Raw genomic sequence first — 13,764 nt, forward strand, 5'->3', positions numbered from 1 at the left:
ATACTCCATGCAATCCTTTGCTTCATCGTTCACGGAGCAAACCATCATGAGTAGATTGCTTAACAAGACTGCAGTGATTACTGGCGGAAACAGCGGCATCGGCCTGGCAACGGCCAAACGATTCGTCGACGAAGGCGCGCACGTCTTCATCGTCGGCCGACGTCAGGCAGAACTCGATCAGGCGGCCGCTCAGATAGGCAAGAACGTCACTGCCGTAAAGGCGGACGTCACCAAACTCGAGGACCTCGACCGCCTGTATTCAATCGTTCGGGAACAGCGTGGACAGATTGACGTTCTGTTCGCCAATTCTGGATCGATCGAACACAAGACACTCGAACAGATTACGCCGGAACACTACGACAGGACGTTCGATGTCAACGTGCGAGGTTTGATTTTTACCGTGCAGAAAGCACTTCCCCTGTTGCGCGAAGGCAGTAGCGTTATTCTCACCAGTTCGATCGCCGGTGTATTGGGGCTTGAGGCACACGATACCTACAGCGCAGCCAAGGCAGCGGTCCGCTCCCTGGCCAGAACCTGGACGGTCGAGCTAAAGGGAAGAGGTATTCGAGTCAATGCCATTAGTCCGGGGGCAATCGACACACCCATCATCGAAAGCCAGGTAACCACTCCGGCCGAGGCGGATGCATTGCGTGCCAAGTTCGCCTCGGTGACACCTCTGGGCCGCGTGGGGCGCCCTGAGGAATTGGCGGCTGCCGTACTCTTCCTGGCTTCGGAAGACAGTAGCTACGTGGCAGGCATAGAGCTATTCGTGGACGGCGGATTAGCGCAAGTCTGACACAGCCAGGACTCCAGACCGTCCGCGAGTTATCCAGTCCGCCGATGTGTTCAAGCCTGGAACGTGACCGCCGTCGCGGCGGCCGCGTCGCATCACGCGACGTCGAGCTGATCCGAGTCGTCGGCAATCCCGAGTTCGTTCAGCGAGTATTCGATGAATGCCCGGACCTTCGGCGCCAACGCACGCGCCGCTGGATATAGCAGATGAATCGAACGCTCGGGCGTCGAGAAATCTTCCAGAACCCTGACGAGGGTGCCATTGCGCAGATACGGTTCGACAACGTAATCGTGCAGGTAGACGATGCCCGCTCCCGCCAGCGCCGCATCGACAATCACGTCGCAATGGTCGATCACCTGCCGTGCCATGCCCCCTATCCTGATGGTCCAGCTTCTGCTTCCGTACCAGAACTGCCAGTCATGGTGCCGCCGCGACTCGGCCGACTGATACGCCACGCAGTCATGAAGCGCAAGATCGTCGGGCGACGCGGGAGACCCGTGTTCGTCCAGGTATTCCCGGCTCGCGCACGCCACCCATCTTGCGATACCAATTCTGCTTGACGTCAGTTTCGGCGGGACAAGCTCGCCAATTCGGATAGCCAGATCGAAACCGTCGTCAATCAGGTCGACGACGGCGTCCGACAGGCTCGTCTCCACGACGATATTGGCATGAAGCCGGTGAAACTTCGGCAGCATCGGCACCAGCACGGAACGGGCATACCCAATGGGCGCCGTGATCCTCAACCGTCCCGACGGTACGCTCGCAGCGTCCAGTAGCTCGGTCTCCGCCAGCTTCAAGTCGGCGAGAATGTCGCGGCACCGTTCATAGAATGTCGCGCCTTCCGCAGTCAGCCCGACGTTTCGCGTCGTCCGGTTCAGCAGCATGACGCCCGTCTGACCTTCCAGACGGCTGATGGCCCGGCTCACGCCCGAACCGGTCAGCCCCAGCACCCGGCCGGCCTCCGTAAAGCTCTTCGTCTCCGCAACCCGCACGAAAGCCTCAACAGCGGAAAGATCCACTCGTTCCTCCTACTGCGGGCGCGCGCAACGCTCGACGGGGCACCTCGTCGGGTAGGTTCATCGAAGCGTCTCCCTGGTTCGCAGAACCATTGAATATTGGCTCATTTTATCGACAACATACACCGCCGAACAATCGCCAACAATATTCATTTCTGCCGTGACCAATAGTCAATAAACATCACGTCGGGCGCGTTCCCGATGCGTCGAAGCAACGGGACCCGCAATTTACGCGTTCCCTGGATTCACTTCGGATTCGGCGACGCCATAATCATCATACAAAAGGTGAGGCAAGGCGCTCGCGATCGGCGTCGAGTCCTTGGACGGAGCCTATAATGACTGTCCGGCTGTTCCTCGAAGCCTCATTGCCACGCGCAGCGAAGCAGGTCTTCCCGACGTGCCCGGCTTCGAAAGAGCGCGAGTGTTTTTCTCTCGCATCGACCGCCCTGGATGATCGATTTGAGGTCGGGAGGTTCCATGCGACCACGACGCGCAATCAATCAGCTCCAATCGAAGGAAGGGTCCCGCCTCCACGGTCACGAACTCGACCGATGGCGCCGCTGGGGGCCTTATCTGAGCGAGCGTCAATGGGGCACCGTTCGCGAAGACTACAGCGAATACGGCACCGCATGGGATTACTTTCCGCACGATCACGCGCGCAGCCGCATGTACCGTTGGGGTGAAGACGGCATCGCTGGATTCGGCAACGATCCGCTTGACTGGTGCGTGTCGCTCGCGCTCTGGAATGGGCATGACCCGATCATCAAGGAACGGCTCTTTGGGCTAACGAATGAGCAAGGCAATCACGGCGAGGACGTGAAGGAGCTTTACTTCTATCTCGACGGCACGCCGACTCATTCGTACATGAAGATGCTCTACAAATATCCTCACGAGGCGTATCCGTACCAGGATCTGATCGACGAAAACCGGCGGCGCGGCGCCGATCAGCCGGAGTATGAAATCCTCGATACGGGCGTGTTCGACGACAACCGCTACTTCGACATCGTCGTCGAGTATGCGAAGCACACACCCGACGATATCGTGATGCGCGTCACCGTCGAAAACCGCGCCGATCAGCGGGCGGCGCTTCATGTCTTGCCGCAATTCTGGGCGCGCAACAGGTGGCAATGGTCGGGCAAGCCGGGCAAGCCGTCGCTGACGCTGGAGCCCGGCACGGAAGAAGGCGTGCGCGTCGTCGCCCGCAATCCCGCGCTCGAAACGATCATCGTGACGGCGTCGGCGCAACAGCCGGTCGAATGGCTATTCTGCGAAAATGAAACCAACGTGCGGCGCATTTTCGGCCTCGAAGGAACGGGACCCTTCAAGGACGGTTTCAATGACTTCCTCATTGCTCGCGACGAGCAGGCAATCCGGCGCGACAAGGGCACCCGCGCCGCTGCGCATGTGTATCTCCAGCTCGCCCCTCATGAGAGCTCGGTGCTCTATCTGCGCTGGCGTCCAGAATCGTCTCCGGCTGCGGCTCCAGAGACTGTGCCGCTCGATATGAAAGCGCTGTTCGCGCGCCGGCAAGCGGAGGCTGACGAATTCTATGCGGTACTTCAGCACGACATCGCCGACGCCGATATGCGTCTCGTGCAGCGTCAGGCGCTCGCCGGGATGCTGTGGTCGAAGCAGTACTACCAGTTCGACGTGACGCGCTGGCACGACGGGGACCCCGGTCAGCCCAATCCGCCGAAAGCACGCAGACACGGCCGTAACGCCGACTGGCGGCACATGTGCAACGGCGACATCGTGTCGATGCCCGACAAGTGGGAGTACCCGTGGTACGCCTCGTGGGACCTTGCCTTTCATGCGGTCGCGTTCGCGGTGATCGATCCCGACTTCGCCAAGAAACAATTGCTGCTGCTCGTGAAGGACCGCTACATGCACCCGAACGGGCAATTGCCCGCCTACGAGTGGGCGTTCAGCGACGCGAATCCGCCGGTTCACGCATGGGCAACATGGCGTGTGTACGAACTCGACCGCGAAGTGACAAGCGTTGGCGACCTCGGGTTCCTTGAAATGATGTTCCACAAGCTGCTGCTCAATTTCTCGTGGTGGGTCAACCGCAAGGATGCCGATGACCGCAACATTTTTCAGGGCGGCTTCCTTGGGCTCGACAACATCGGCATCTTCGACCGGTCTTCATCGCTGCCGACTGGCGGCCGCATCGATCAGGCCGACGGCACTGCATGGATGGCCTCGTACGCACTCGATCTGATGCAGATTGGCCTCGAACTGGCGATGAAAAATGACTCGTACGTTGAAATCGCCGTGAAGTTCTTCGAGCATTTTCTCTATATCGCGGAAGCGATCAATTGCAGCGACGGCTGCGGTACAGGGTTATGGGACGCACACGACGAATTCTTCTACGACTTGCTACACCTTCCAGATGGAACCCAGGTGCCGATGCGGATTCGCTCGATCGTCGGGCTGATTCCGCTGTTCGCCGTACACGTGCTCGAAGATCGCGTGTACGGTCATCTGCCCGGCTTGCGTGAACGCCTGGCATGGTTTCTCGATCATCGGCCGAATCTGGCCAAGCTGGTGTCGCGCTGGACCGAACCCGGCAAAGGCAACACTACGCTGCTCTCGCTGTTGCGCGGGTACCGGATGACCGCGCTGTTGCGCCGCGCGCTCGATGAAACCGAATTTCTGTCTGAGTATGGTGTGCGGGCGCTGTCCCGTGTGCATCGTGACACGCCGTACGTCTTCGACCACGACGGTGCGAGCTTCCATGTCAACTACTTGCCTGGCGAATCCGACTCACGTGTGTTCGGCGGCAATTCGAACTGGCGCGGCCCGGTCTGGATGCCGGTCAATTACCTGCTGATCGAATCGCTGTATGAGTTTCATCGCTACTATGGCGACGAGTTTCGCATCGAATATCCAACCGGTTCGGGCAACCTGCTCTCGCTGAGCGAGATTGCCGACAAACTGGCGCGGCGCGTCACTGCCCTCTTTCTCAAAGATGCGCACGGCGTGCGGCCCGTGATGGCCGCCTATCCGATGCTGCAAGCCGACCCGCGCTCGCAGGATCTCATGCTCTTCCATGAGTACTTTCACGGCGACAATGGCCGCGGCGTCGGCGCTTCGCATCAGACCGGCTGGAGTGGCCTCGTCGCGCTGCTGCTCCAGCCGCGCATGATGAAGCTCTCCCACGCGCAACCCGATACCGCGTCGATAGTCGAAGCAATCGCCGAAGACACGGCACCCGTCATGGGCCGTTAGAGTCCGCTTGTTGGAAAGCCATCGAAGAACAATGCGTGATGAACTATTCAACCCCTTATTCCGGCAGCATCGAGAACCCTGTTTTCTCGGAACACAGGTTGTCGATTGGACTGACGCTGCCCTTGTTACGTCGAGGCGAAATCGTTGCGGACTTTCACGAGCAGCTGAAGCTCGCCGAACTTGCTGATACGCTCGGATTTCGCGCGTTGTGGATCCGGGACGTTCCGCTCAACAGCGCCGACTATCCCGATCCCGTCGGACATCTCGACCCGTGGGTCTTTCTTGGCGCGCTGGCATCCCGAACCCAGCGCATCGCCTTCGCAAGCGGCGCTATCGTGCTACCGCTGCGCCACCCGTTACATGTAGCGAAAGGCGCCCTATCCGTCAGCGCACTCTCGGGTGGCCGGTTCATCCTGGGCCTGGGCTCGGGAGACCGTCCGCACGAATACGCGGCGTTCGGCAAGGATTCCGGCGAGCGTCGCGAGTTGTTTCGACGCCATTGGGAAATTGTCGCCGCAGCCGTCGGGTCGTCTGCTCGCGTGATTCCCGACCATGCGCCGCCTGATGCCGCGGAATTCACGCTATTGCCTCGCGGTACCCGCGAAATTCCCATGCTCGCTGTGGGCTCCGGCGGACAAAGCGTTGACTGGATCGCTCGCAACGCGATCGGCTGGATGACCTACCATCGTGACCCGGATGTGCAGCGGTCTCGCCATTCGATGTGGCTAGCCGCTGTCAATCGGCTCCATACTCCTGCATTCCGAGCCTTCGGCGTGGCGATGCAGCTCGAATTGAGTGCGCATGCCGAGACACCGGCCACAGCGCTTCCGCTTGGCTATTCGACCGGCCGACATGCGCTAGTGCGCTCGCTACAGGACATGCGCGCGGCCGGTACGCATCACGTCAGTCTGAACCTCAGCTCCGAACGTCCGGTGCGTGACGTGCTCGAAGAGATCGCAGCACATGTGTTACCGGAGTTTCACGAAGGTCGTGGATCTGAATAGCTCTTATGCTGCGGCACATTACTGTGCTGACTCCTGATCAACAATCTCATGCGCAAGCGCCGCAACAGACATTCTTCAGGGCAGGCTATCCGCCACGAATGGCCGTGCCGCGCATCCCGAACCGTATTGCCCTGCCCCGTTCAAGGCCCGCGGGAGAGCGCATCTGCAGGTTTGCGCGTTGAGCGACTGCGGACGCCGATGCACGTCTGGACGAAGCGACCCGCCATGCCTGCCAGCGCGATGGGACTCACTATAATTCTCCGTGATGGGACTCACTATAATTCTCTTCATTCAGAAGGTGGTACGTACAGGGCGTATCCGGCCGGACCCAGCAATCGAAAACACATCGCCGGACGCTCCTCCTCCCAATGCGTTGCTCAATCGGTTCAAGAGGCTTCTTGATGACTCCCATCTTCGCTGAACGAGGCGGCGGCGCGACGAACACCACGATCGTATACGTGATCGACGACGATGAATCGATGCGGTTTTCGTTAAGCACTCTGCTACGCTCGATCGGATTGCGGGTCGAGACATTCGCTTCACCACAGGCATTTCTCGAGTTCAAGAAGTCCAACATCCCGAGCTGCCTGATTCTCGACATCAGGCTGCGAGGCGAGAATGGGCTCTCGTTTCAGCAGGAAATGCTCTCACGCGGCTTGCGCATGCCCATCCTCTTCATGACCGGTTACGGCGACATGGCGATGTGCGTGAAAGCAATGAAAGCGGGAGCGCTTGATTTCTTTCCAAAACCCTTTCGGGATCAGGACATGCTGGACGCCGTCACGCAGGCGTTGGCGCGCGACAGCAAGCGCCTCGCAGCGGAGGAATCGGTCGCGGCGTTGCGCGCTTCCTATACATCGTTGACGGGACGCGAACAGCAGGTCATGGCTCTTGTCACTGCCGGTTTGATGAACAAGCAGATCGCCGCTGAAATGCATCTCAGCGAGATCACGGTGAAAGTCTATCGCGGTCAGCTGATGAAGAAAATGATGGCAAGGTCGGTCGCGGATCTCGTTCGTAAAGCGGAGGCGCTGCGCATAGAGTCGTATCACGAAAAGACACTCTGAAACGCAAATTGCGCCTCACAACCAGAAAGAGAATAGAATTCACCTGCAAAATCGTTCGGATTCCATTGTAATATTTCCGTATCACTGGCGCTCCAGGGCGACCATAATTCAGGTCGATATGCTGTTCGAGGAGACGCCCGCGCATTTCCATGCCGGACATCCGAGGCATGCGAATGTCCGACTTCCGGAAGTTCCGACGCGACAACAGACCGCGACTGGGAAGCACCACAACCTGCCTCGTGCCACGCTGTTTGCCAGAATCAAGGAGAAAAGATAGTGGATCAATTGACGGCACTGGCAACCTTCGTGCGCGTAATCGAAACCGGTTCCTTCTCGACCGCTGCACGTTCGCTCGGCGTGAGTCAGCCCGCTGTATCGAAAGCCATCGCGACATTGGAAGAACGTCTTGCAGTCCGGCTACTGCTTCGATCGACGCGCGGCTTGACCCCGACCGACGCGGGTGAGGCATTCTACGAACGGGCGAAGCGCGTGATGCTGGAAGTGGAGCAAGCTGAGTATGTGGCGCGAGGGGCCAGCACACGCTTATCCGGGCGAGTACGTGTGAGCGCAGACGTTACGTTTACGCGATTGCACCTCATGCCCGCGCTCAACGGATTTCTCGACACGTACCCGGATCTTGCACTTGATATTCTTCTGGACGATCGCAATGTCGACCTGCTTGAGGAGGGCGTCGACGTCGGCTTGCGAACGGGAACGCGCGACACTTCAAATATGCCGGCACGCAAGCTCGGCGAGGCACTTCGGTATGTCGTCGGTTCCCCAGCCTATTTCGAGCACGCCGGCATCCCCTGTACGCCTGGCGAATTGAGCTGCCATCAATTCATCAACTATAGCCAGCAAGGTGGTGGACGCGTCTGGACGTTTAGACGAAACGATACCGAGTCGTCCGTTTCCCTGAATGGCCGGCTGTCGGTGAGTGCACTTGAAGCGGTACGCGAAGCAGTTCTTGCAGGTATGGGTATAGCGGTCGCGCCAGAGTGGCTGTTTTTGCCCGAATTGAAGAGTGGTCAGGTCAGGACCGTACTAACGGACTGGCGCCTCCCCCCATGTGAGCTATGGGCGGTCATTCCCGCGGGCCGGATGGCCAGTAGAAAGACGCGTGCTTTCATCAGCTTCGTGCAGGAAGCGCTCGGACAGGCGAATGCTTCGGTAGCGGCGCCACAGCCATGCGGCGGCTATTTTTCCGCGCCTATCCAGGAGGCACTGACTTCATGAGGCTCTGACTCCGCCAATGCCGCACGAGCGGCTTCCGCTTGCCACGCGGCTACCCCTGTTTGTCAATCGAATGAGCCAAAGAGCGAAACAGCCGGCAAGCGATCTCCGTCCTTGCCGGCCGCGCCGCATCAGGCGAAGAACCCGGCCAGCACACGAGCTACTGTGGCCGCGTCATTTTCCATTGGAATGTGTCCAGCTTTCGGAATGCGGACGAGTTGCGTATTCGGAATCTCCCTGGCGAACTTCTCCGCGTACTCGACAAGCTGGAAGCTGTCGTCTTCGCCCCAGACGAGCAGCTTCGGCGTCTGCGACGCACGAAGGCTCGGCAACAGATCCATCGTATAACGACTGTCCGCCGCGCCGGCAAGGGCCACCCAGGACCGTGCTACGCGCGGATCGGTCCACGGCTCGAGATACTCCTCTACTTCGCTTTCCGTTGCCGGGCGGGCCAATGCCGTGAGCACGGACTTGCGACGAGCGGCGAGGACGTCCTCCGTAGTCGTTGCAGCGGCGACCGCCGGATCGCGGAACCGGGCAACGCCAGGCACGGGCCACGAATCGAACATGACTGCGTTGACGAGTGCGAATTTGCTGATCGCAATTTTCCCATCCACCAGGACCTGCTGTGCGATGCCGCCGCCAATATCGTGCCCTGCGAGACCCACAGACCCGTCGATATGCAGTGCTGCGAGAAACTGCGGCAGCCAACCCGCCAAGGCGGGGATCGAGGCACTGGCAATAGTCAGCTCGCCGCCGGAACGGCCAAATCCAGGGAAATCCACAGCGATGGGGCGTAGACCGGCGCCCGCCAGACCGTCGAGCACCGGCTGCCATACCCGGCTCCAATAAGTGCCGTGCAGTAGCAATAAAACAGGCCCAGTCTGGTCCCCTGCAGTAAGGTAGCTAACCGGTACGCCAGCTACGTCGACGGTACGTCGTTCCATGGTGATTTTCCTCGGTTGTCGGCGGCGCCCAGGCGACTCGCTGCATCTGGGCACCGACCTGCCTTCGATACGTCTTCGTCCGTGCCCCGGAAGCCCCGATGGCTCGCACGTCAATGAATTGTCCTAGCGAATAAACTGCTTGACGTAGTCAGCGCCCAGGCCAATTTCTTCGTAATGTTTACGAGCCGCTTCGATCTTCGTGAATACGTCTTCATATCCCACCGCTACACCTTGCGGATCGACGTAAGTGTAGCCACCTGTGACGTGGAACCACGTGATCATCTCTTCGACGTCCTCAGGCACGTACAGCGTATGGGTTTCGCCTGCCGGCTCGTGCGCATACCCGCCCTGCTCCGCGACCCAGTCATGCTCCAGGTAGTACCATCGCCCCCTCAGAACGATTGCGTGGACAGGCCCAGTGTGGCGGTGACGCGAAAGCACACCAGACTGCCGAACCCGGAGGAGATTGACGTAATAACCTTGGCTTGCGCTGAGAAGCAGTGGTTTGAAAGACACAGTCCCGGTCATGGGTACCCACAGGTTATCGTCCTCCAGCCATTTGTCGAGGATCCCCGGATGCACGAGGTCGCGTGACATGTCTGCCGGTTGCGGCAGCTGATAGGGAATCGCCTGCTCATCAGGCGTTCTTGCGGTTGCGCTGGTCATGCTCGAAATCTCCAAAGAAGTGCAGTGCATCGGACACTACGTTCAGGCTATTGACAAGCCGATGATGCGCGCGGCGTCACGCCAGCGGAAGACGCCGCGAGTACATAACATTCATTCCCGCCAGGCATACAGCGCTCGATGCCGCCGCGACGCCCTATTCCCCTTTGGAATTTCAGTTATGCGTCCGCGAACTCTACCTCCCTCCGAGCGTTGCAAGCATGATCTGACGATCAGTTACTCTGACCTTGCCAAACAATCATGATCGAAGTCTATGCATTTTCTACCCCCAACAGCGTCCGGGTTCCGGTTGCCCTGGAAGAGATGGGCATCGCATACGAGCTGAAACCCGTCAACGTCCGCAAAGGCGAGCAGAAGGAAGCGAGCTTCCTGTCGCTCAACGCAAACGGCAAGGTTCCAGTACTCGTTGACCCTGACGGTCCCGATGGAGATCGCTTCGTCTTGACCGAGTCGACCGCCATCCTGATCTATCTTGCGGAGAAGTCGGGAAAGCTGCTCCCGGCCAAGGGCAGCACTCGCGCCCGGGTGTTTGAGCAGCTTTCGTTCCAAATCTCCGGAATTGGTCCAGCGTTTGGCCAGTTAGGCTATTTTCTCAAGCAGGCGCCCGAGCCCGTACCGGCGGCGGTCGCTCGCTTCAGCGCGGAAGCACAACGCGTAATGAAGGTGTTTGATGGTGTTTTGGCGCGTTCTGAGTTCGCGGCGGGAGATGAATTCACGATCGCCGACGTCTCTCACTTCGGTTGGTTGTGGAGACGGCAGTTTGCGGACATCGAATTGCAGGCGTTCCCCAACGTACGAAGATGGTATGACGCCGTTGCAGCGCGCCCAGCCGTGGAGAAGGCCGTTGCACGGGTGAGCGCGCTGGTGCCTGCGGCGTAACCGTTCCCGGTGCCAGGTTCTGCTTGCATGTATAGCGCGTCAAGCACTTTCGGAGCAAGCTGGGCAGGAGCGCTTCTGCAAAAGCAAAGTAGACTGCCTCCTGCCCGACAGCACCGCCCCGTTTCAATCTTGCAGGCAAAACAGGAGGGAGCAACATGAACACGAATTCCCACGTCAAGGTAGCCATACTCGACGACTATCAAAACGTATCGCTTAGCCTCGCGGACTGGTCACCGCTGGATGGACGCGCAAGCATCACTGTGTTCAATGATCACGTCGCCGATACCGACGCCATAATCAATCGGTTGAAGCCATTCGACGTCGTATGTGTGATGCGCGAGCGCACGCCGTTACCGCGCGCGATCCTCGAAAAACTACCGAACCTCAAGCTCATTGCTTCAACCGGCCTCGCGAATGCAGCGATCGACGAGGACGCTGCCGCTGCTCTGGGCATCGCCGTTCTCCACACGGGCTACTCGTCCAACCCGACAATCGAGTTTACGTGGGCGCTGATTCTATCGATGGCACGAAACGTTCCGCAGGAAAATCAGTCCCTGCGTAACGGTGGATGGCAGCTCTCAGTAGGCGAGGAACTGGCAGGCAAGACACTTGGCCTGTTGGGCCTGGGGCGAGTCGGATCGGCGGTCGGCCTGATCGGCCGGGCATTCGGCATGAAGGTCGTTGCATGGAGCCAGAATCTCACACCAGCGGTCGCCGCGGAACACGGCGTTGAGTACGTCACGAAAGACGAGTTGTTTTCGACGTCCGATGTCCTGTCCATTCACGTCCGCCTCAGTCCTCGCACTCATCATCTCGTCGGCGCCGCAGAGTTAGCGAAGATGAAGCCGACGAGCCGGCTGATCAACACCTCCCGAGGTCCGATAGTCGACGGTGCCGCGCTCCTCGAAGCACTCAGGACAAACCGGATTGCCGGCGCAGGCCTGGACGTATACGACGTCGAGCCGCTTGAAAAGCCACACCCGTTACGCGAACTTTCCAATGTACTCGCCACGCCACATATCGGCTATGTGTCTAAGGAGTTGTACCGAACGTTCTACGGCGACACCGTCAAAAACATCGCTCACTGGCTGGACGAAACCGGTCGCACCGCGCAGATCTAGTAAGATAACACCCTCTGGTTGGCCAGTATCCGCCGCGACGAGGACCACCATGAATAGCGACTCCGATTTGACCAGCGGTGCATCGCCTCGCAATGATGCTGTCGATTCGAGCGGATTCTCGGGTGACCTGATAAACGAGAATCCCAGCGCACGGGAAAACCCTCGGTACTATCAACTGTATCCCACGCTAACGGACGCAGAAATCGACAGAATGCGGCGCTTCGGAACGCTACGTCACTGTGCCGCAGGCGACTATCTGTACCGCGTAGGAAGCGTGAGTCCCGGCATGTTCGTGTTCCTGTCGGGAACGGTGCGCGTCGTCGGCCGCGATGGCCTGGGGCGCGAGCGCATGGTGCGCGCGAACATGCAGCGCGGTGAATTCAGCTCCGACATCGGCCAGTTGTCCGGCAAGCCCGCCCTGGTCGAGGCACGTGCGATCGAGGATGTCGAAGCGCTCGTGCTTCCTGCGGAAGGTCTGCGGGCATTGATGGTGGCCGAGGCTGAACTCGGCGAACGGCTCACCCGCGCCCTGATCCTACGGCGCGTCGCCGCCATCGAACGCGGCGACGGGCCCGTCCTCGTTGGCGCAAGTGACAATCCTCGCCTCGTGTCGCTGAGCAATTTCTTGCGACGAAACGGCCATCCGCATGTCGCACTCGATGCCCAGCAGGATGCGGAAGCCGTCGCGCTGATCGAACGGCTCGCTCCGAAGCTCGACGATTTTCCTCTGGTGATATGTCCCAACGGCGCGTTGCTGCGCAATCCCGATGAACTGCAACTGGCCTCGTGCCTCGGGTTGCTGCCTGAGTTCGACCCTGCGCATGTCTACGATCTGGTCATTGTCGGCGCCGGTCCCGCCGGGCTTGCAGCGGCCGTATATGCGGCATCCGAAGGCCTTTCCGTGGCCGCCCTGGATTGCCGGGCGCCAGGTGGCCAGGCCGGCGCCAGTTCACGCATAGAAAACTATCTGGGCTTTCCCACCGGCATTTCCGGCCAGGCGTTGGCCGGGCGCGCCTTCCACCAGGCCCAGAAGTTCGGGGCTCATATCGGGATTCCGTGTGAAGTCAAAACGCTGCATTGCAGCAGGCATCCCCTCTCCGTCGAACTCGCCGACAACCGTCGCATCATGACGCGCTCCGTCGTCATCGCCAGCGGCGCTGAGTACCGACGGCCACCTTTCGAGGGACTCGATCGATTCGAAGGTCGTGGGGTCTATTACTGGGCGTCGCCAATCGAGGCGAGATTGTGCCGCAATGAGCCGGTACTGCTGGTTGGCGGCGGCAATTCGGCCGGCCAGGCTGCGGTATTTCTCGCCTCGCACGCCGCGCATGTCCATCTGTTCATCCGCGCCGCCAACCTCGACCAGAGCATGTCGCGCTACCTGATCGAACGCGTCACGTCGTTGCCAAACGTGACACTTCATCCACGCGTGGAAATTATCGCTCTCGAAGGCAGCGAGCGACTCGAACAGGTTCGCTATCGCTGCCGCATCCGGGATACCGAAGCAACGATTCAGTCGGGTCACCTTTTCCTGTTTACTGGTGCGGATCCCAATACGGACTGGCTGCGTTCATGCGGCGTTTCGCTAGACCGCAAGGGGTTTGTCCTGACTGGAACCGATATCGGCGAAGGGGGCATCCGATCGCTTCCGCTGCAAACCAGCGTCGATGGCGTATTCGCGATCGGTGACGCTCGCGCCGGCTCGGTCAAACGGGTCGCCGCAGCGGTAGGTGAAGGTGCGGCCGTTGTGGCACAAATCCACCGGTTTCTCAGCGCTGAGCGGTAAGCT

11 protein-coding genes are annotated in these 13,764 nt (G+C 59.7%); 8 read left to right on the top strand and 3 right to left on the bottom strand.

Annotation, left to right across the window (positions count from 1 at the left end; genetic code table 11):
* Window positions 1-46 precede the first annotated feature (46 nt).
* A complete protein-coding gene (locus AYM40_RS28115) occupies window positions 47-796 on the top strand; it encodes an SDR family NAD(P)-dependent oxidoreductase (protein WP_063500757.1) in 750 nt (249 codons plus the stop codon).
* Window positions 797-888: 92 nt separating this feature from the next.
* Here AYM40_RS28115 and AYM40_RS28120 read toward each other — a convergent pair whose 3' ends face one another.
* The gene (locus tag AYM40_RS28120) at window positions 889-1,812 is read right to left on the bottom strand and encodes a LysR family transcriptional regulator (RefSeq protein ID WP_063499383.1); all 924 of its coding nucleotides are present in this window, start codon (window positions 1,810-1,812) and stop codon (window positions 889-891) included.
* 474 nt (window positions 1,813-2,286) lie between these two features.
* Between AYM40_RS28120 and AYM40_RS28125 the strand changes: the two genes are divergently transcribed.
* From AYM40_RS28125 to AYM40_RS28140, 4 genes are all read left to right on the top strand, one after another.
* Complete coding sequence (locus tag AYM40_RS28125) at window positions 2,287-5,040, top strand: MGH1-like glycoside hydrolase domain-containing protein (RefSeq protein WP_063499384.1); 2,754 nt, start codon at window positions 2,287-2,289, stop codon at window positions 5,038-5,040.
* Between the two features lie 38 nt (window positions 5,041-5,078).
* Window positions 5,079-6,044 (top strand): LLM class oxidoreductase, encoded by a 966-nt coding sequence (locus AYM40_RS28130; RefSeq protein ID WP_063499385.1) that lies wholly within the window; start codon window positions 5,079-5,081, stop codon window positions 6,042-6,044.
* Window positions 6,045-6,445: 401 nt separating this feature from the next.
* Window positions 6,446-7,111 carry a response regulator transcription factor gene (locus tag AYM40_RS28135; RefSeq protein WP_063499386.1) on the top strand — a complete coding sequence of 222 codons (666 nt, stop codon included), beginning with the start codon at window positions 6,446-6,448 and terminating at the stop codon, window positions 7,109-7,111.
* A 276-nt stretch (window positions 7,112-7,387) separates the two neighbouring features.
* Complete coding sequence (locus AYM40_RS28140; protein ID WP_063499387.1) at window positions 7,388-8,347, top strand: LysR family transcriptional regulator; 960 nt, start codon at window positions 7,388-7,390, stop codon at window positions 8,345-8,347.
* Window positions 8,348-8,475: 128 nt separating this feature from the next.
* Here the strand turns inward: AYM40_RS28140 and AYM40_RS28145 are convergent, their stop codons facing one another.
* Both AYM40_RS28145 and AYM40_RS28150 read right to left on the bottom strand, forming a co-directional pair.
* Window positions 8,476-9,291, bottom strand: a complete 816-nt coding sequence (locus tag AYM40_RS28145; RefSeq protein ID WP_063499388.1) for an alpha/beta fold hydrolase — start codon at window positions 9,289-9,291, stop codon at window positions 8,476-8,478.
* 123 nt (window positions 9,292-9,414) lie between these two features.
* The gene (locus AYM40_RS28150) at window positions 9,415-9,957 is read right to left on the bottom strand and encodes a 2,4'-dihydroxyacetophenone dioxygenase family protein (RefSeq protein WP_063499389.1); all 543 of its coding nucleotides are present in this window, start codon (window positions 9,955-9,957) and stop codon (window positions 9,415-9,417) included.
* A 258-nt stretch (window positions 9,958-10,215) separates the two neighbouring features.
* Between AYM40_RS28150 and AYM40_RS28155 the strand changes: the two genes are divergently transcribed.
* From AYM40_RS28155 to AYM40_RS28165, 3 genes are all read left to right on the top strand, one after another.
* On the top strand, window positions 10,216-10,854 hold the full coding sequence (locus AYM40_RS28155; RefSeq protein WP_063499390.1) for a glutathione S-transferase family protein: 639 nt from the start codon (window positions 10,216-10,218) through the stop codon (window positions 10,852-10,854).
* A 155-nt stretch (window positions 10,855-11,009) separates the two neighbouring features.
* Window positions 11,010-11,975: a D-2-hydroxyacid dehydrogenase family protein gene (locus tag AYM40_RS28160; protein ID WP_063499391.1), complete on the top strand. Its 966-nt coding sequence runs from the start codon at window positions 11,010-11,012 to the stop codon at window positions 11,973-11,975.
* 49 nt (window positions 11,976-12,024) lie between these two features.
* A complete protein-coding gene (locus AYM40_RS28165) occupies window positions 12,025-13,761 on the top strand; it encodes an FAD-dependent oxidoreductase (protein ID WP_063499392.1) in 1,737 nt (578 codons plus the stop codon).
* Window positions 13,762-13,764: the final 3 nt, after the last annotated feature.

Source organism: Paraburkholderia phytofirmans OLGA172 (genome assembly GCF_001634365.1).
Classification (GTDB): domain Bacteria; phylum Pseudomonadota; class Gammaproteobacteria; order Burkholderiales; family Burkholderiaceae; genus Paraburkholderia.

Bases quoted from the DNA above. Each gene is read 5' to 3' on its own strand.
- AYM40_RS28115 (WP_063500757.1), top strand. From the start codon at position 47: ATGAGTAGATTGCTTAACAAGACTGCAGTGATTACTGGCGGAAACAGC.
- AYM40_RS28150 (WP_063499389.1), bottom strand. From the start codon at position 9,957: ATGACCAGCGCAACCGCAAGAACGCCTGATGAGCAGGCGATTCCCTAT.
- AYM40_RS28165 (WP_063499392.1), top strand. From the start codon at position 12,025: ATGAATAGCGACTCCGATTTGACCAGCGGTGCATCGCCTCGCAATGAT.
- AYM40_RS28125 (WP_063499384.1), top strand. From the start codon at position 2,287: ATGCGACCACGACGCGCAATCAATCAGCTCCAATCGAAGGAAGGGTCC.
- AYM40_RS28145 (WP_063499388.1), bottom strand. From the start codon at position 9,291: ATGGAACGACGTACCGTCGACGTAGCTGGCGTACCGGTTAGCTACCTT.
- AYM40_RS28160 (WP_063499391.1), top strand. From the start codon at position 11,010: ATGAACACGAATTCCCACGTCAAGGTAGCCATACTCGACGACTATCAA.
- AYM40_RS28135 (WP_063499386.1), top strand. From the start codon at position 6,446: ATGACTCCCATCTTCGCTGAACGAGGCGGCGGCGCGACGAACACCACG.
- AYM40_RS28155 (WP_063499390.1), top strand. From the start codon at position 10,216: ATGATCGAAGTCTATGCATTTTCTACCCCCAACAGCGTCCGGGTTCCG.
- AYM40_RS28130 (WP_063499385.1), top strand. From the start codon at position 5,079: ATGAACTATTCAACCCCTTATTCCGGCAGCATCGAGAACCCTGTTTTC.